General features: G+C 42.5%; 19 protein-coding genes. 15 read left to right on the forward strand and 4 right to left on the reverse strand.

Translation table 11 applies throughout. The features are described 5' to 3' along the window. The first annotated feature begins 1,641 nt into the window (after positions 1-1,641). Positions 1,642-2,838 (forward strand): tyrosine-type recombinase/integrase, encoded by a 1,197-nt coding sequence (locus AC0J2X_RS08690; RefSeq protein WP_338358021.1) that lies wholly within the window; start codon positions 1,642-1,644, stop codon positions 2,836-2,838. Between the two features lie 204 nt (positions 2,839-3,042). Beyond that, the gene (locus tag AC0J2X_RS08695; RefSeq protein WP_014949580.1) at positions 3,043-3,393 is read left to right on the forward strand and encodes a hypothetical protein; all 351 of its coding nucleotides are present in this window, start codon (positions 3,043-3,045) and stop codon (positions 3,391-3,393) included. Positions 3,394-3,431: 38 nt separating this feature from the next. Here the strand turns inward: AC0J2X_RS08695 and AC0J2X_RS08700 are convergent, their stop codons facing one another. Next, positions 3,432-3,788, reverse strand: coding sequence for a diacylglycerol kinase (locus AC0J2X_RS08700; RefSeq protein ID WP_039220131.1), 357 nt, complete (start codon positions 3,786-3,788; stop codon positions 3,432-3,434). A 125-nt stretch (positions 3,789-3,913) separates the two neighbouring features. After that, positions 3,914-4,336, reverse strand: coding sequence for a universal stress protein (locus tag AC0J2X_RS08705; RefSeq protein WP_014949582.1), 423 nt, complete (start codon positions 4,334-4,336; stop codon positions 3,914-3,916). A 203-nt stretch (positions 4,337-4,539) separates the two neighbouring features. On the opposite strand from AC0J2X_RS08705, the gene AC0J2X_RS08710 reads away from it, so the two are divergent. Then, complete coding sequence (locus AC0J2X_RS08710) at positions 4,540-5,016, forward strand: c-type cytochrome (RefSeq protein ID WP_014949583.1); 477 nt, start codon at positions 4,540-4,542, stop codon at positions 5,014-5,016. 78 nt (positions 5,017-5,094) lie between these two features. On the opposite strand, the gene AC0J2X_RS08715 is transcribed toward AC0J2X_RS08710, so the two are convergent. Continuing rightward, entirely contained in the window at positions 5,095-6,726 is a 1,632-nt protein-coding gene (locus AC0J2X_RS08715; protein WP_472995950.1) for an FMN-binding glutamate synthase family protein, read from the reverse strand. A 339-nt stretch (positions 6,727-7,065) separates the two neighbouring features. Here AC0J2X_RS08715 and AC0J2X_RS08720 point away from each other — a divergent pair, with 339 nt between their 5' ends. The 3 genes from AC0J2X_RS08720 (at position 7,066) to bfr (AC0J2X_RS08730) (ending at position 9,715) form a co-directional block, all read left to right on the forward strand. Continuing rightward, positions 7,066-8,637: a cation:proton antiporter family protein gene (locus AC0J2X_RS08720; RefSeq protein WP_014949585.1), complete on the forward strand. Its 1,572-nt coding sequence runs from the start codon at positions 7,066-7,068 to the stop codon at positions 8,635-8,637. A 134-nt stretch (positions 8,638-8,771) separates the two neighbouring features. Next, on the forward strand, positions 8,772-9,248 hold the full coding sequence (gene bfr / locus AC0J2X_RS08725) for a bacterioferritin (RefSeq protein ID WP_014949586.1): 477 nt from the start codon (positions 8,772-8,774) through the stop codon (positions 9,246-9,248). Then, a complete protein-coding gene (bfr, locus tag AC0J2X_RS08730; protein WP_014949587.1) occupies positions 9,248-9,715 on the forward strand; it encodes a bacterioferritin in 468 nt (155 codons plus the stop codon). The genes bfr (AC0J2X_RS08725) and bfr (AC0J2X_RS08730) overlap by 1 nt, the downstream gene beginning before the upstream one ends. 122 nt (positions 9,716-9,837) lie before the next feature. Here the strand turns inward: bfr (AC0J2X_RS08730) and AC0J2X_RS08735 are convergent, their stop codons facing one another. Next, positions 9,838-10,317 (reverse strand): hypothetical protein, encoded by a 480-nt coding sequence (locus AC0J2X_RS08735; protein WP_014976621.1) that lies wholly within the window; start codon positions 10,315-10,317, stop codon positions 9,838-9,840. Positions 10,318-10,546: 229 nt separating this feature from the next. Between AC0J2X_RS08735 and ccoN the strand changes: the two genes are divergently transcribed. From ccoN to fnr, 9 genes are all read left to right on the forward strand, one after another. Beyond that, positions 10,547-11,980 (forward strand): cytochrome-c oxidase, cbb3-type subunit I, encoded by a 1,434-nt coding sequence (ccoN, locus tag AC0J2X_RS08740; RefSeq protein WP_014949589.1) that lies wholly within the window; start codon positions 10,547-10,549, stop codon positions 11,978-11,980. 15 nt (positions 11,981-11,995) lie between these two features. Next, on the forward strand, positions 11,996-12,601 hold the full coding sequence (gene ccoO, locus AC0J2X_RS08745; RefSeq protein WP_014949590.1) for a cytochrome-c oxidase, cbb3-type subunit II: 606 nt from the start codon (positions 11,996-11,998) through the stop codon (positions 12,599-12,601). 1 nt (position 12,602) lies between these two features. Then, positions 12,603-12,764 carry a cbb3-type cytochrome oxidase subunit 3 gene (locus tag AC0J2X_RS08750; protein ID WP_014949591.1) on the forward strand — a complete coding sequence of 54 codons (162 nt, stop codon included), beginning with the start codon at positions 12,603-12,605 and terminating at the stop codon, positions 12,762-12,764. Between the two features lie 16 nt (positions 12,765-12,780). Beyond that, positions 12,781-13,734 (forward strand): cytochrome-c oxidase, cbb3-type subunit III, encoded by a 954-nt coding sequence (gene ccoP, locus AC0J2X_RS08755; RefSeq protein WP_014949592.1) that lies wholly within the window; start codon positions 12,781-12,783, stop codon positions 13,732-13,734. 216 nt (positions 13,735-13,950) lie between these two features. Beyond that, positions 13,951-14,430 carry a FixH family protein gene (locus AC0J2X_RS08760; RefSeq protein ID WP_039227668.1) on the forward strand — a complete coding sequence of 160 codons (480 nt, stop codon included), beginning with the start codon at positions 13,951-13,953 and terminating at the stop codon, positions 14,428-14,430. After that, entirely contained in the window at positions 14,430-16,862 is a 2,433-nt protein-coding gene (locus AC0J2X_RS08765) for a heavy metal translocating P-type ATPase (RefSeq protein ID WP_472995951.1), read from the forward strand. The genes AC0J2X_RS08760 and AC0J2X_RS08765 overlap by 1 nt, the downstream gene beginning before the upstream one ends. Position 16,863: 1 nt before the next feature. Beyond that, on the forward strand, positions 16,864-17,094 hold the full coding sequence (gene ccoS / locus AC0J2X_RS08770; RefSeq protein WP_014949594.1) for a cbb3-type cytochrome oxidase assembly protein CcoS: 231 nt from the start codon (positions 16,864-16,866) through the stop codon (positions 17,092-17,094). Continuing rightward, complete coding sequence (locus AC0J2X_RS08775; protein ID WP_472995952.1) at positions 17,081-17,740, forward strand: sulfite exporter TauE/SafE family protein; 660 nt, start codon at positions 17,081-17,083, stop codon at positions 17,738-17,740. The genes ccoS and AC0J2X_RS08775 overlap by 14 nt, the downstream gene beginning before the upstream one ends. 45 nt (positions 17,741-17,785) lie before the next feature. Further along, positions 17,786-18,523 (forward strand): fumarate/nitrate reduction transcriptional regulator Fnr, encoded by a 738-nt coding sequence (gene fnr, locus AC0J2X_RS08780; RefSeq protein ID WP_472995953.1) that lies wholly within the window; start codon positions 17,786-17,788, stop codon positions 18,521-18,523. The last annotated feature ends 219 nt before the right edge of the window (positions 18,524-18,742 follow it).

Consider the following 18,742-nt stretch of genomic DNA (forward strand, 5'->3'; position numbering starts at 1 on the left):
ACGTAAATGATCGATCGAGTGTCTTTTTGTAGTTAATCAGATTAAATCTGATTAACTACAACTCAGATAAACACAGCAACATTTTAAATAGCTAAAAATCCACATTTAATAAATTAAAGCCTAGTATAAAAATACAAAGACTGCGTCTTTCTGTTTGTTAGTTATACCCACAATTAATCAAAAAACTAACGTGACGCTACGTGAATAAAAATACATTTTGCGAGGAGTAGTGCTACAGATTTCACGTAGCGCACGATTTATAAATTCCATGTCTAAATCCAAAGTTCATAGCAACTTTCAATAGAAACTACTGACACAATTGAAGCAAGTGCGGTAACGCCGAGGCACAAAAATAGCTGCCACGCATAAAAGTCTGTAAGTAATCACAGCCAACAAAATATCCGAATAGAGTGACATCTTCGCCCTAATCGTCCATACACTTAATTACGCATAATGTATATTATGTTAAATATAATATCAAAATTGATGGTGAATGAGCCAGATGGAGCTTTGCAAGGTGCTTTACGCTATCCTTCTAGTAATATTTAGGTATTCGTAAGGTTTAATGACAACTAGCACAGATAAATAATAGACTTAATCATGTTCCTAAAAACATTTATCAGGCTTTAGTCTTCTTTACTTTAAATAATGAATGCACAGCTTGTAATATTAATTACTAGCTTAAATAACCAAAGGCTTAACGCTGATGAATTAAATAAAGGATCCTAATTATTTCTAAGATAAGACGACTAGCTGTAAGGTTAAGGTTTTTCTAACATTTAGCGTTACATGTAATAATTACGGCCCGTAAAACTCATTTATTGATTGCTCTTTATTTTAAATACCATACATTATCTATACTTCTTATTAAATTAAACATCGTGCATGGAGACCGTTCGTTTTTTTAAAGTTGGGTGGCGTGGATAGCACCTAGAATTAAAAATAATCGACGCGATGTTTATTGAATTCATATCTTCGTAGACGTTGTTTATTCGGTAACGTACCGTATCGTCTTATTATCGTCGTACCGTAGTCGCGATTAGATAGTGGCTCTATGAAAAGCGTATAAAAAGCAAAGGTAATAACTTCTAGGTTATCGCCTATTCCGCTCTTGTAACGTTTATTTTTAACTCGTTTGGTTTTGAAAAATGTGCGATTAGCCAGCAAACATGTTGGAAGTAAATCATGTGAAGTACTTCTTTAATAAATAAGCTCTTAGGGTGTTTTTCCATCACTTTACAGCTTATTTTTTAGGCGTCGCTACGTGAAATCTGAGCGCGCATTCGGGGTGTTACCTTGCAGATTTCACGTAGCGCACGATCTAAATTGCACAAAAAACGTACTCTATCAGCAGGCCACAAGCCTTATCTAGCGATATGGTTTGGAATAATTACGAGATAGACCAACAATTGACGGCATTGAAACACCCAAACTGTTTATATATACAGTAATGTGATAGAGTAGCACTGTACTTGAGATTATAATAGTAAAGCGGTTTGTGGAGTGATGAATGGATTAGTGCGTAACTTCACGCATGATAATTACAGTTATCATGCGTGAATATTGTTATATATCAATAACTTATCAAGCTCTGTTAAATCTAGCATAATAGTCACAATAATGTCTTCACCAGGTTGCTCAATGCCCTCAAAAACTAATAGCTCATACTTGCTCACAACTCAATTAGTTAACAGCAACAGTGATAGCAGCTCACAGCCACAAGACTCAAGTAGCGCGACGGTTCCAGCTTTTGGTATCGAGTACTCTCGTGGTAAGCAGCACACGTCAGGTTCTGACGACCTAACAACAAGTCAATGTTCATCTTCTGATAAAAACGTTGAAAGCTATTATCAAGATATTTTTACCAAGCTTCCATACAATACACAACGGGCATACATTAGTGACTACAATGAGTTCGCAATTTTTTGTAAGCAAGCTGGATTAAGTGGCTTTAAGAACAACTTCGAACACAATGAGATCTGCATTAAACAATATGTCGAAGCGTTGTGCCGTTCTCCCCTAGCCTATAGAACCATTAAACGTCGGTTATCTGCCCTTAGTAAATTTTTAGGCGTGGCTAAATTGCCAAACCCCATTATTAGATCAGCGTATCTAAGAGACTTCATCCGTTTATCGCTTATAGAGAATAGAAAGTTCCGCTTGTCTCACAAACAAGCGGTTCCGCTTACGATAGATATGCTTGAACAAATAAACAATGCAATTATTCCTGATTCTTTATTAGAGCTCCGCGACCTTGCAATCATTAACCTGATGTTTGATGCATTGCTTCGCGCTGATGAATTAGTTCGAGTTTGCATCGAGGATATATCTGCGCGTAATAACACGCTGTTGGTTGTTTCTTCGAAAAGCGACCAGTCTGGTCAGGGTCAATATCGCTATGTTTCTTCCAGCACTATATCTATGGTTCAAGAGTATATTAACGAAGCTAATCTTGACCCAAAAACTAAAGCAACCCGCCTTTCTTCAGATTTACGCGGCCTGCACAAAGGCGTTTTGTTTAGACGACTAACAAACCATAAAACAGCACTTTTGCCATTTGATGAGAACATTCCCAGCCATAAGGCAAATGTACTTAACTATTCGAGCGTCTATCGGATTTGGCAACGTATTGCTCAACGCGCAGGTATTAGCGAAAACATTACCCCTCATAGCGGTCGTGTTGGTGGTGCAGTTTCTCTAGCCGAAGATGGTGCATCTTTACCCGAGCTTCAACTGGCTGGAGGTTGGCAATCACCGGAAATGCCTGGGCATTATACAAAACAGGCTAACGTAAAGCGTGGTGGAATGGCAAAATTGTCGGCAAAACGAAAAAGATAAAGCTCATTAAATACAGCAACTTAATCAATGCATGGTTACGCATAACCAACGACATCAGTAACAATGTCTAACTCACCTACTCTCTACATCCTTTTACCAATCTGAAACTGTATTACTCGCGTATCAAAAGGTAAATTTGCCCTAAACCTATATTAATGAATAGGTTTTCTAAGTTGGCAAACATTCAAGTAAAAGGAGTGATATATGAGTAGCGGTATTGATACAAAGCATGGAAAATTACTCGCGGAAATGGTGGTTCCCTCGTCGTCATGGAATGTCCAACCCGAGAAGCAAGACCCATTCAAGTCACAAGAAGCAGCACTAGATTATTTAAACTCAAACAATGAGCCGTTATATCTCCACGTGCCATTAGCTCAATCTGATGATTACGTGAGAATCTGCGTAACTTCACGAGGCGATGATGTTGTTTTTACGATAAAAGATATCAATAACGGTGGTGAAACTTCATTGCATTATTCGCACATTAAAAATTTAGATAGCACAATTAGAACCTTAGTATCAGAATGTTGTGACCAGAAAATCAAAGCCCTATAAATTAGGGCTTTCTTTCCGCCTATAAATCGCAAATTGCACTACCAAAGAATGCTAATCCACGTAAAGCCGGCCATCATTAGGCTAATGAACACTGCTGCAGAGCCGATATCTTTAGCTCGCCCTATTAATAAATGGATGTCTGTGCTGACATGATCACAGAGTTTCTCAATAGCGGTGTTGAGTAGCTCAGTGATAAGCACAATCAGTAAAGATATCACCAGCAATATACGTTCTACATGCGTAACGTCGATGAAAAACGCTATAGGTGTCATTATCAATATTGCGAAAATTTCTTGTCTGACCGCAGCTTCACTTAAAAAGGCTGCTCGAAGCCCCTTAAGTGAATAGTAAGTGGCATAGAGTACGCGTAAAATACCTGTCCGTTTCGTTATCATGATAAGTAATTTTAAGATTAGTTACAGCCTTACAAAACGTAACTGACCTTCGTTACATCTACATGACGGCGAAGGTATTTATCATGAATAATTAAAGCATTTTCGACGCTAATCGCCGCATTAATTTACACTTTCACAGCTAGCACGTCTGTTTTAACACCATGTAGTACTGCATTGGCCGTTGACCCAAGTAACAAGCGAAGACCGCTCTGGCCATGGGTGCCGACAACAATGAGATCTGCATTAATCTTTTCGGCCATATGGTGAATCTCATCAGCAGGTGAACCTATCTCTACATTGATGTGGCTGTAAGGTATATCATGTTTTGCGGCAACGTCTTTTAATTGCCTTAATGCCTGCTCTCTTACTTCCTCTGAAAAATCCCGTTCTAAAAATAGTCCGTAAGGCTCTACATTGGTTTGTGGATAAGCAACATACAGGAGGTGAATTTTGTGACTATTGCCCGCTATTGCAATGGCTTTCTCCACCACTAATTCGTAGTCAGAATAAATATCTATAGGTACTAAAATTGTCTCGTAACCTTGCATTGTGGCTGTCCTCAATTTTTGTTAGGTAGCAGTGCTTTTCTACCATACCGTTAACTAATTCCATTAAATAGTAGTGCTATACAAATAATTATTCTTTGAGCTAGGTCAATGATTAGTCTGCAGCCTCATTCATAATCAGTGTATACACATTAGTTCTAGCGAACGTTACGCATCTTTACCGTAAAAGAAAGAGGGAAATGAGTATGAAAACGGCAATAGTTGTTATAGCAACGCTTCTCCTTTTCGCCTGTGACCAGGGCGCGCAGTCACCTCGCGGCTTTAGCTTGCCCGAAGGCAATATGGAAAAAGGCTATTTGGTATTTAAAAAGTATCAGTGCCAAGACTGTCACAGAATTGCAGGAGAAAAAGAGTCCGACAATGCGCAATACCTAGTCGCGAAGCCTATTCCGTTGGGAGGCAGCAGTGGAAGAATTAAAACTTATGCAGAGTTGGTGACAAGTATTATTAACCCATCACACAAACTTACTCCTCGACAGCCTGCCAGTTTCACCAGCGAAGACGGTGTGTCATTAATGCGAGTTGTAAACGACGAGCTAACCGTTTCCGAACTAATAGATTTAGTGGCGTATCTTCAGCCTAAATATAAAGTAACACCCTACAGGACTAGTGATTACCGCCTCTATCAACTGCGTATTCCAAGCGAGCAATCTAAAGATTAACTCGCAGTTTTAGGCATTAAAAATCGTTAAGCGTGACTCCACAATCGGTATTTGATTAGGAGTCACGGCTTAGCTTTTTTAAGATACCGCTTTCGTTTCTTTCTCTATTTCTGCCAATAAACTACAAGGCATAAAGCTTTCAGCATTTGCTTCTTTTAAGTGTAATTTAAATCTATCGGGAACGTCTTCGGTTAAGAAACTTCCTGTTTTAACTAACGGGAAAATTTCGTCGTAACGCGCAATATTACACTGATCTACTCGTCTAAATATATGGGTACGATTTAGTTCGCTAGTTCTCACATGTCCTGTAGAAGACAAGATATCCATCAGCGCATGAATAGTTTTTTTGTGAAAGCGGTACACGCGCTCGTACTTGTCTTCAACGTTTAAGCCCTTGGCAAGCTTGGGGTCTTGCGTTGCTACACCGGTCGGACATTTATTCGTATTGCATGACAGCGACTGAACACACCCAAGTGCCAACATCATTCCTCGGGCACTGTTACATAAATCGGCGCCCAAACTTAGATTTTTCGCTAACTGAAAAGCGGTAATGATTTTTCCAGAAGCAATGATTTTAATTTTGTCGCGAATACCAAAACCAGTGAGACAGTCGTCAACAAACGCCAACGCTTCACGCAGAGGAAATCCTATAGAGTTTGTGTACTCAAGCGGTGCGGCGCCGGTACCTCCTTCGCCCCCGTCTACCGTTATAAAATCTGGCGTTACGTCCTTCTCTACCATGGCTTTGCACATGGCAATGAACTCACTTTTTCTACCCAGCGCCAGCTTAATACCCACTGGTTTATAGCCACTTAACTTGCGTAACTGACTAATAAAATCAACCATTTCTAAAGGCGTTGCAAACGCTTTATGTCTAGGGGGAGAATCAACTTGAGTTCCAGGCTCAACACCTCTTATTTTAGCTATTTCAGGGGTATTTTTATACGCAGGTAGAATACCACCATGTCCAGGCTTAGCGCCCTGGCTTAGCTTTATTTCTATCATTTTCACATTGTCGAGTTTGGCTTTTTCTTCAAAAAGAACAGGATCGAAACCGCCATCTTTACTTCTACAACCAAAGTATCCCGTACCAATTTGCCAAACGATATCGCCACCGTTTTCGAGGTGATATGGGGTTAAACCACCCTCACCTGTGTTATGGTAAAACCCGCCTTTTGCAGCACCTTTATTTAGCGCCAAAATGGCATTTTTTGACAAGCTTCCAAAGCTCATTGCGCTTATGTTAAGTATGCTTGCACGATACGGCTTTTTGCAATGAGGACCACCTACCGTCACTCGGGGATCTTCATCCATGTCTTCCACTTCGCGAGCAGATAAAGAATGGCCAATCCACTCATAGCCATCTTTATACGTATCTAGCTGAGTACCGAAGGGAACAGTTTCTCTACTGTTTTTCGCACGTTGATAAACAATCGAACGAAACATGCGGGAAATAGGTGCTCCGCCAGTATCGGTTTCTATGATGTATTGCTGGATGTAGGGCCTTAGTCCCTCGACAGTCCATCGTACCCTGCCAATTAATGGAAAGTTCTTTAAAATGGCATGTTTTGTTTGGAAGGCATCATATAGACCAAAAATGAGTAGCGTGACTGATAAAAGTAAAAACCACCACACGGGCGCCCACAATACGCCAATCACCACATTGAAAGCGACCAGCAGGGTTAGCACAGTTAGAATTGTTAAACGCATTCAAAATCCTTCTTTATTTTTGGTCATATCTAAACAAAATAATATGCCTACAACCCTGTTCAATACACCTGAAATCGGGAACTAGATTTACTTTAGCGGTAAATGACTGATTTAGGGGTTAAATATACTGAGCCGGCTTTTAGCTCAATTGGGTTACGCGTTACCAAAATGTGCAATTACAATGCTTTTTTAGCTGCGAAAACAAGCCATTGCATGCTAGTCTAAAACCTTTCAATTAGCGAGTTGAGAGAGCGATTTGTAGCTATCACTGGTTAATAGATGATGTGACCTATACAAAGGTAACGGATTTTACGTTCAACATTTTCTGAAAGGTAATTCATGGAGTATGCATTTCTTCTTTTCGCATTTGTTTGCGGCTTAACGGTTAAACTTATTGGCATTCCTCCTTTAGTTGGCTACTTGGTAGCTGGCTTTTTATTAAATTTTGCAGGCTACACGCTCACTGAAGATTTAACCCAAATAGCCAACTTGGGCATCACCATTATGCTCTTCACCATCGGTCTGAAACTTAACATCCGCGATTTGAGTCGTCGAGAAGTTTGGGCGGGAAGCGTTTCACATACCTTAGTATGGGTGGGCGTTATTACCTGTTGCGTCTATGCGATTGGTGCGGTTGCTGCAAATTTCGTTGATGGGCTGACATGGAAAAGCGCTGCGCTTATCGCTTTTGCCCTTAGTTTCAGTAGCACAGTGTGCGTGGTTAAAGTATTAGAAGAAAGTGGCGAAAGTAAAACCCGCCACGGCCGCCTTGCCATTGGCATTTTGGTCATGCAAGACGTTTTTGCTGTTATCTTCCTTGTTGCAGCAACTGGAAAGCTTCCCTCTGTGTGGGCGCTTGCGTTGTTGGCCTTATTCCCAGCAATGCCAATCATAAACAAAATGATTAATAAGTCGGGCCACGGTGAACTGCTTCCGCTTACTGGCTTTATCCTCGCCTTAGGTGGCTATCACTTGTTTGAGCTGGTTAACATTAAAGGCGATCTTGGGGCACTAATCTTTGGAATCATGTTAGCCCAACATGAAAAGGCTTCGGAGCTAGCGAAGTCGCTGCTTAGTTTTAAGGATCTCTTCTTAATCGGCTTCTTCCTTACTATCGGTCTTACCGCCCTTCCCGATCTTAGTATGATTGTCCTAGCTATCGTGTTCTGCTTATTTATACCGTTAAAAGCAGCACTCTTTTTCGGCTTATTTACGTCACTTCGCCTTCGCGGTCGCACGGCTTACTTGAGCAGCTTGGTGCTTTCAAATTACAGTGAATTTGGCCTTATTGTTGGCGCACTAGCCGTTTCGTTAGGTTTATTGGCAAACTCTTGGTTAGTGGTGATTGCTTTAGCCGTATCTATTTCATTCGTTATCACCAGCGTGCTCTATCGCAATTCTCATTCTCAATATCACAATCATAAACACACCATTAAACGTTTTGAGAAAAACGAGCGCTTAAAAGAAGACATTTATCCTACTCTCCACAACGCGGAATTTTTAGTGTTGGGGATGGGACGAGTTGGTCGCGGTGCCTTCAATGCGTTATCTAAATTAAGTGATGTGAGCGTATGGGGAATGGACGCCGACCGAGTAAAAGTAAAAGAGTTATCAGACGAAGGCTTAAACGTAATATGCGGCGATGGTGAAGACGTCGATTTGTGGGATAATTTAGATATCAAACAGATTCAGCTTGTTTTGCTTGCTCTGCCTTCTATCCAGGACTCAATAAACATCACACGTCAGCTTAAAAACGCGGGCTATGTTGGAAAAGTTGCAGCCATTGCACGATATGAGGATGAAGTATCACATCTATTAGAAAACGGTGTAGATAAAGTCTTCAACTTCTTTACCGAAGCAGGGCTTGGTTTTGCTGAAGAAAGTCTTGCTTATGCGCATGCACAACAGTAATGCTGTTCTAAATGCGAACAATGGATGAATTGAGAAACGTTATCGTTTGTAAACAACTGTTTTACAAAGACTTTTTTGACATGCAGTCAAATTTAGACTAAACTTCACGCAAATACGTTAATAGGGTTTACACAATGCAAGGTGATAAACAAGTTGTTGCAAAATTGAACGAAGTACTGACAAGTGAACTTACTTCGATAAATCAATACTTTCTGCACGCTCGTATGTTCAAAAACTGGGGTTTTTCTGAACTTAACGAAAAGAATTATAAAAAGTCTATCAAGGACATGAAGCAAGCGGACGATCTTATCGAGCGCATTTTATTCCTTGAGGGCCTTCCTAATCTTCAAGCGTTAGGCAAGCTTTATATCGGTGAAGATACCGTTGAAATGCTGTCATGTGATGCGCGTTTTCAAAAAGAACAGCTTCCACTACTTCGTGAAGCAATCGCGCTATGTGAAGAAAAGCAGGATTATGTTTCTCGTGACTTGCTTGAAGACCTTCTTGAATATGAAGAAGAGCACCTAGACTGGATTGAAACGCAAGAATACCAAATTGATGCTATGGGTATAGAGAACTACCTACAAGCGCAAGTAATGGGAGATGACTAATGAAAGGTAACCAAGCAATCATCAATGGCTTAAACGAACTACTCTCTTATGAGTTAGCCGCCATGGATCAGTATTTCATTCACTCTCAGATGTATCTTGATTGGGGTTTGAATAAGCTTTACGAACGCATTGATCATGAATTTGATGACGAGCGTGGACATGCAACTAAGCTAATTGAACGCATGCTGTTTTTAGAAGGTACACCTGACATGACGAAGCGCACAGGCTTCAAAGTGGGTAAAGATGTACCTGAGATGCTAGAAAGCGATTTACGTGTTGAATATGAAGTTGATGCAAAGTTACGTGAAGTTATTGCGCTTTGTGAAACCGAGAAAGACTATGTTACTCGTGACATGCTAATTGTACTACTAGACGATACAGAGATGGATCACGCACACTGGCTAGAGCAGCAGCTTGGCCTTATTAAGCGACTAGGTATTCAAAACTACCTTCAATCTCAAATGTAAGAAATAGCGTTCACGCTTCAATTTACAGGTAATTAATAAAAGGCCGCTCTTAAATAAAGAGCGGCCTTTTTTGCTTGTTTACTCCCCTTTCTTTAGGGAGAGTCTTATTGCTTTTAATACAGTTACTGCTGTGTAACAAAATACAAATAGCTGGGGCTTTCTTTATCTTTAATATTTAGACGTAGCTGCCATTTCATCACTGGCTCACTACAACTGCCTAACATAAACCAACCTGACCACTTTCCTTGACCATCGTTATCTAACAGCACGGGAATTTTGCCCATATACATGTTTACCCCTTCAATCCATGCGCTCTCTATTTCCTCTCCTTCAGGAACTAAGAGCTTAACCGTTACTGACTCTTCGGCTTCAGGCATGGCTGAAAAAGTGGCAATTGCTAACCTGTCATCAATTAAGAATTCGCAAGTTTCATTGACAAAGTTGCAGCTGTTTCCTATTCCATTAACTACGCTCGTGTCTTTTAACACCGAAGACTGGAATTTATGTGCAAGGTATACACACACGGCTACAACAATAATAGCCACTAATGGAAGCTGGGAATGTAAAAATTTTGATCGTTTATTGTTATCGTTATTTAGCATTTCTTAAATTTTGTGTATTTCTTCATTGACGGAGATCAAGCTTAGGTAGTTTATGGTATCTTTTTGTAATTAAAAACCTTATCATCCGCGTACCAACTGGCTTGGAGACAATAATTATTACTCTTTCCGAGCTCGGTGTGAAGCGTTATTCCTTAGCTGATACACGTCTCGACCGCACTATTCCGGCAGTTGGAGACCATAGTTCATTTGAAGTGGAAGATTCATTAAAATGAGTGAAATAAGCCAAGCACAACCTGACTACAATTATAAAGTAGTTAGGCAATTTACCATCATGACCATAGTCTGGGGTATCATTGGTATGGGCCTAGGGGTATTTATTGCCGCGCAGTTATTTGCACCTATGCTTAACTTTGACACACCATGGCTAACATTCTCACGTTTGCGTCCGTTGCACACTAACGCCGTTATTTTTGCCTTCGGCGGCTGTGCGCTATTTGCAACGTCGTACTACATCGTTCAGCGTACCTGCCAGGTAAGACTGTTCAGTGACAAACTTGCCGCATTTACCTTTTGGGGTTGGCAAGCCGTTATCGTTTTAGCTGTTATCACCCTGCCTATGGGTTTGACCAGCTCAAAAGAATACGCTGAACTAGAATGGCCAATTGATATCCTTTTGGCACTGGTTTGGGTCGCTTATATCATTAACTTCTTCGGAACCCTAGTAATCCGTAAAGTTTCGCACATTTATGTTGCAAACTGGTTCTTAGGCGCGTTCATGTTAACTGTTGCAATTCTTCATATTGGTAACAGCATGGCTATTCCGGTATCTTTCACTAAATCGTATTCACTGTATGCAGGCGCAGTAGACGCTATGATGCAGTGGTGGTACGGCCATAACGCGGTAGGCTTTTTCCTGACTGCGGGCTTCCTTGGTATGATGTACTACTTCGTACCTAAGCAAGCTGGTCGCCCGGTTTATTCATACAGACTTTCAATTGTTCACTTCTGGGCACTTATCTCTCTGTATATCTGGGCTGGTCCTCACCACCTTCACTACACTGCCCTACCAGACTGGACTCAGTCGCTTGGTATGGTGATGTCTATTATCCTATTCGTTCCATCTTGGGGTGGTATGATTAACGGTATTATGACGCTATCTGGCGCGTGGCATAAACTTCGCACCGACCCAGTATTGCGTTTCCTTATTGTTTCATTGTCTTTCTACGGTATGTCTACCTTCGAAGGCCCAATGATGGCAATCAAGACCGTTAATGCACTGTCTCACTACACTGACTGGACAATTGGTCACGTACACTCTGGTGCTCTAGGTTGGGTTGCAATGGTTTCAATTGGTTCAATTTACCACTTAATTCCAGTGCTATTCGGTCAGCGCGCTATGTATAGCACCAAGCTAGTTAACGTACACTTCTGGTTCGCAACTATCGGTGTTGTTCTATACATCGTAGCAATGTGGATGTCTGGTGTACTACAGGGTCTAATGTGGCGTGCAGTAAATGCTGACGGTACGTTAACCTATAGCTTTGTTGAGTCATTAGAAGCGTCTAAGCCTTTCTATGTGGTTCGTTTCATTGGTGGTTGTTTCGTGGTAGCAGGTATGCTTGTTATGGCATACAACACATGGAAAACCGTTCGTGCACCTAAAGGCAGTATCGCTGCAGACCCAGCGACTCAGCCGGCGTAGTAGAGGAGACGAATAATGAAAAACGCACATGAGTTAATTGAAAAGAACGTCGGTCTGTTAACGGTATTAATCCTTATCGCTATCAGCTTCGGTGCCATGGTTCAAATAACGCCGTTGATGTTTCAACAGCAAACCATGGAACCGGTAACAGGCTTACGTCCATATACCGCGCTTGAGCTTGAAGGCCGTGATATCTACATCCGTGAAGGTTGTGTAGGTTGTCACAGTCAGATGATCCGTCCATTCCGCGCTGAAACAGAGCGTTATGGTCACTACAGCGTTGCTGGCGAATCAGTATGGGAGCACCCTTTCCTTTGGGGTTCTAAGCGTACTGGTCCTGACCTAGCACGTGTTGGTGGTCGTTACAGCGACGAATGGCACCGAGTTCACCTGCTTAATCCTCGTAACGTGGTACCAGAGTCGAATATGCCAGGTTTCCCTTGGCTTGCGGAAAACACGCTTAATGGCGAGTTAACAGCTGAAAAAATGGAAGTATTCCGTGGATTTGGCGTTCCGTATACCGACGAAGATATCGCGGGTGCGAAAGCGGCAGTACAGGGCAAAACGGAAATGCAGGCCCTTATTGCTTATCTACAATCTCTTGGCACACATTTGAAATAATATGGACCAGGGAATTGTAGGCAGCATTTTTACTGTCATCGTCTTTGTAAGCTTCATCGGTGTTGTATGGTGGGCGTTCAGCAGCCGCAACAAGAAAAAATTCGATGAAGCTGCAAACCTAGTGTTTGCAGACGAAGAAAAAGAAAAATCAAAAGAAGATTAGCAGGAGTCTCGAACTCATGAGTATGTTTTGGACAATTTGGATTTCAGTGATAACCCTAGGGTTAATCATTGGTTGCTACTTCCTTCTTCGCTGGTGCCTTTCTAACAAGACTGGCGTAGCTGAAGGTGAGTCAATGGGCCACGAATTTGATGGTATTGAGGAGTTGAACAACCAACTTCCTCGCTGGTGGACAATTATGTTCTACATGACCATCGTTTGGGGCTTTTTATACCTAGCGCTTTATCCTGGCCTAGGTGCGTATGAAGGTATTTTGGGTTGGAAGAGCTCTAACCAAAATATTCAATCGCTAGAAGAGTCAGCTCAGGCGCGTATTGATGCTAAAGAGCAAGGCTACCTAGTAGAATATGACCGTGAACTAGATTTCGCTGCCGAGAAGTTCGATCCGATCTTCGAAGCGTATGCACAAGTTCCTGTTGAAGAACTGGCTAAAGACCCAGAAGCAAATAAAGTAGGTCAGCGTTTGTTCCTACAAAATTGCTCTCAGTGTCACGGTTCTGATGCACGTGGTCAAAATGGCGGCTTCCCTAACCTAACGGACAACGACTGGTTGTACGGTGGTTCAGGTGCGAAAATCGTTGAAACTCTTACGCTTGGTCGTAAAGCAGCTATGCCAGCATGGCTAGATGCTATGGGTGAAGACGGTATCGAAGAAGTGGTTAACTACGTACTTAGTTTAAGCGGTCGCGATGTGGACCCTCAGCTTGCAGAAGCAGGTAAAGCTCGTTTCGCAGCGTGTGCGGCTTGTCACGGTATGGACGGTAAAGGTAACCAAGCACTTGGTGCACCAAACCTTACTGACAATATCTGGCTATACGGCGGCAGCCACAGAGCGGTAACAGAAACGCTTACTTACGGTCGTAACGGTGTAATGCCTTCATTCAAGAAAACCTTGGGTGATGACAAAATTCACGTTGTTGCAGCGTATGTATACAGCCTTTCAAATGATTAATGATTTAAATCATTAAATATCTTAAAAAGCCTCGTTACTACGGGGCTTTTTTTATGAGAAAATACAGCGGTATAGAGAGTGCCATGCGAACATTCTTTGTACACTTTTAACATGTCTCGCCAACACTATATTTATCATTATTTGCCGGCTTTACGTGTAGTTGGGGAAGTAAAAATAAATATGTTGTTAGTGAAGTAAATACGAGAAAAGATTTCGATGAATAGACCCTGGTATAAAGAGTTCTGGCCCTGGTTTTTAATTGCCGTTCCTATCATTACCCTCATCATGGGTGGCGTGTTATTAAACCTTGCTATTTCTACCGAAGATAGCTTGGTGGTAGACGACTACTACAAAGAAGGAAAAGCAATTAATGCCCGTCTGGACAAAGAAGCCATAGCCCGCCGCATGAATATCACCACTGATTTAACCATTGAAGATGGAAGCATAGCGCTGCAATTTCATTCGGGGATTCCTCAAGAAGGTAACGCGGTTAAATTAAGTTTCTATCACGTAACGCTAGAAGAGCGCGATGTTAGCGTTTTATTGAGTCGCGACGCTAACGGTATTTATCGCGGCTTTATTGAAGAAAACCTTGACGGTAAATGGCGCATATCGCTGACGCCGATTGATGATAGCTGGAAAATTCAAAACACGGTCTATCTGCCCCACACTGGCAAAATGAAATTCAATCCATAATGACGAAGCACGACTGTTACCATTGCGGCTTGCCTATAGCGAGTCCAGACAATGGGAAATTTACTACTGTCATTTTAGGGCAACAACGAGACATGTGTTGCCCTGGCTGCTTAGCGGTAGCTGAAGCGATCGTTAACAACGGCCTTGAAGACTATTACCAGTTTAGAACCGAACCGGCGCAAAAATCTGACGACAGTATTTTAGAAACGTTAGATAAGCTAAAAGTCTATGACGACCCTTCCCTTCAAGAAGAGTTCGTGTTTGAAGAAGGTCAGGACAAACAGATTCAGTTGACCCTTGAAGGTATTACATGCGCTGCGTGTGGCTGGCTTATCGAAAAGCAGTTGTCAAAAGTTGAAGGAATAAAGCAAGTCGCGGTGAATGTACAAGAGCGCCGCGCTTTAGTCACTTGGTCACCGTTTCAAATTAAGCTTAGCCAAATTCTATCTACGCTAAAACGCATTGGTTATGTTGGGTCACCATTTCACCCCGACGAACACGAAGCCAGTTATAAACGCGAACAGAAGACCTTTCTAAAAAAGCTTGGCCTAGCAGGCATTATGACCATGCAGGTTATGATGCTGATGACTGGGCTTTATTTTGATTGGTTCGGCGCCATTGAGTTAGAGACCCGCCAATATTTTTATTGGGTTGCCCTTACGCTTACTACACCAGTGGTGCTGTATTCAGGCAGCACCTTTTATGTGGGCGCCGCTAAAGCGCTAAGCGCCAAAACGGTTAATATGGACGTACCCGTTACGCTCGCCATATTCGGTACTTACATCGCTGGAATTCGCTCTACAGTATTAGAGCAAGGTGAAGTGTATTTCGAATCCATCTGTATGTTTATTTTTCTGCTGTTACTTAGCCGATTCTTAGAACATCGCAGTCGTCATCGCGCCGCACAGATCTCTGCCAATATGATGCAGTATGTGCCCGTATCAGCGACCAAACTAAATCCGGATGGCAGCCTAACCGAGTGTCTGGCTAAGCAGCTAAAAATTGATGACGTAGTACTGGTGAAGCCTGGTGAAACAGTCCCCATTGATGGGGTGGTAACCGACGGCAACGCAGCGGTTGACGAATCAATGCTTACCGGCGAGTTTAACCCCGTGCGTAAGTCGAACAGTAGCCCGGTTTACGGCGGCACGGTTTGTCAAGATGGTACGCTAACCATTACGGTTACGCAGACCCTTAAAAATGCGCTGGTAAATCAAATTGTACGACTGCAAGCAAGTGCGATGGCGAGTAAGCCTAAAGCAGCGCAGATAGCCGATAATTTTTCTCGCTATTTCGTTACCGCGGTATTGCTGATTTCGGCGTTAACCTATGGCTTTTGGGCGTATCAGGGTAGCGACGAGGCATTTTGGATCACCATATCGGTGCTGGTTGCAACCTGCCCTTGCGCACTAGGGTTGGCTACGCCATCAGCGTTAACCTGCGCTATGGCAAAGTTAAACCGACAAGGTATTTTACTAAAACGGGCCGATGCGCTAGAACAAATTACTGACATTGACACCATCGCTTTAGACAAAACCGGCACGCTCACAAAAGGCAAATTTACTATTTCAAATGCCTGGTACGCTGACGGCGTGGATAGTAATAGTGCGCTATCAATTGCGCGCGCTTTGGAGTCACGCTCTGAACATCCGATTGCCAAAGCCTTTAGCGACGATATAGCCTTTAGCGGTAGTGCTGACGCCATCGATAACACGGTACACAAAGTGACTAATTTTACCGTTACGCCAGGAGGTGGTATCAGCGGTGAGATCAATGACACGTTGTTTTCTATGGGATCTGCAGCATTCAGCGTTCACGAATCACAGCTAAAACTCATTGAAGCGTTCCCTTCAGCTAACGTGTTTCTCACGGTTAAGGGGCGTATTATGGCGGCGTATGAAGTAAAGGATTCACTAAGAGAAGATGCGCAAGAAACTCTCGATATATTAGCTGCAAGCCATACCCTCGCCGTTTTAAGTGGTGATACACAGCAAAACGTTAATGCGCTTACCGCACCATTGCCAATTTCGACCGCTAAAGGTGGCCTAACACCTGAGCAAAAGTACGAAGCCGTTCAAGCTATGCAGCAATCTGGCGCGAAAGTGATGATGATGGGTGACGGTATCAACGACGCTCCAGTTCTTGCCAGCGCTGATGTGGCAATTGCAGTGGGTAATGCCACAGACGTGGCTAAAACTGCCGCCGACGTGATACTGCTTGGAGATCAGCTGCTTTCTGTACCAGAGCTTATTCGAACTGCGCATCAAGTGAAGCAAAAAATAAGGCAAAATATCGGCTGGTCGGTAGGTTACAACGTTTTGATCTTACCTTTCGCCGTATCAGGCCTACTTTCACCGTGGATGGCTGTTGTTGGTATGTCGTTAAGCAGTATCATTGTGGTCACAAACTCAACGCGACTTTTGAGCAAATAGCATGAGTATTATTTACGTATTAATTCCAATCGCCATCATCATTGTTGCCGTCGCTATCGTGATATTCTTTTGGGCGGTGAAAACCAATCAATTTGAAGATTTGGATCGCCAAGGGTATAGCATACTGTTTGACGATGATCTTCCGCCAGAAGAAAAAAAGCTAGCTGAGCAACGCAAGCAACTTCAAGACAGTAAAGTAGACAAAAGCCAAGCGCCACATGGAAGGGATTAACTACTTCTCTGCCTTTCTTATCGGCTTAGCCGGTGGAGTTCACTGTGTGGGAATGTGCGGTGGAATTGTCGCTGCGCTAAGGATGGTATCCCCTAAAGGCGCTTCAGCACTACCCTATACCCTTGCCTATAACATGGGACGTATAGTGAGCTACACCATCGCCGGAGCAATAACCGGGGCACTTGGAAAAATTGCAGCAGATTATATACCTCTTGCCAACTATGCCCTTTCCCTACTTAGCGGAATCATGTTGCTTCTACTGGCGTGTTATTTGGGTAAGTGGTGGACTGGCTTAACAGTGCTGGAAAATGCGGGTAAAGGCCTATTTTCCAAAGTCCAGCCGCTTTCAAAACGCTTTTTGCCATTTAAGACCCCTTTAAGTGCGTTGCCTTATGGTTTTATTTGGGGTTGGCTTCCTTGCGGTTTGGTGTATTCCACACTTACCTGGTCTCTCGCGGCGGGTAACGCGCTAGAAGGCGCTGCTATTATGTTCTTCTTCGGTTTGGGTACATTACCCACCTTGCTCGCTGCAAGCGCTGGTAGCCAATATATTGTTCGAAGTTTTCAGCATAACCATTTTAGACAAATTATTGCAGTAATAATGGCAATATATGCATCTTATCTTATTCATGGCGCAATCGTTTAAAAATGGGTGTATTATTGTCGGGTATTCTTTTAGAGAGCGTGCATTATGAGCAAAGGAAGCCAATTTTCTATTCACTGTCAAAACTGTAGTTTCAGTCACCTGTGTTTACCGGTGGCGTTAAACAAAACAGAAATCGAATCTCTTGACGATATTATTGAACGCAAGAAGCCGCTTCATAAAGGTGACACGCTGATTCAAACTGGTGATAAATTCCGTTCTCTATTTGCAGTGAGAACCGGTTCATTCAAATCATTTGTGACTAATACCGAAGGTGAAGAACAGATTACCGGCTTCCACTTTCCTGGTGATATTATCGGTTTCGATGCACTAAGAGAGAACAAACACCAAAGCTATACTTCTGCGTTAGAAACTGCCATGGTGTGTGAGCTTCCCTACGAGACCCTCGACGAAATGTCAGTGCAATTTCCAAAGCTACGCCACCAGATCATGAGCTTCATGAGCGCTGAGATAAAACAAGATCACGACATGATCATGCTTTTAAACAAGCGAACTGCAGAAGAGCGCTTACTGTATTTCATCTCACACCTGTCGCAACGCTTTGAAGAGCGTGGCTTTTCCCATAGAGAATTCCACTTAACCATGACGCGCAACGAAATTGGAAACTATTTAGGATTAACGATTGAAACGATTAGTCGTCTGTTAAGCCGTTTTCAAAAAGACAACATCATAAAAGTAGACGGCAGGCTTATTACTATTTTGGATTTCGATAGGCTAAACACCAAACTAGCGGCGCTTAACGGCCCTAGCGTTGTCTGCGGTTAGTCCTTTTTAAGTGTTAAATAAGGCGCGCACTAAGCGCGCTTTTTTGTAACCTGTGTTAGCCACCTATCTTCCCTTTCAGCGCCACGCCGGTTGCTCCATATTCAATTAGGTAGGTTCACTCATGGTCGCCTCGTAAAATTCTTGATCTAAAACAACTTACGTTTTTCCCAATGTCGTTTATAGTTAGTATTAGAAAGCTTCGATTTCGACAGCCGCTAC

The sequence above is a fragment of the Alteromonas sp. R7 genome, assembly GCF_055755235.1.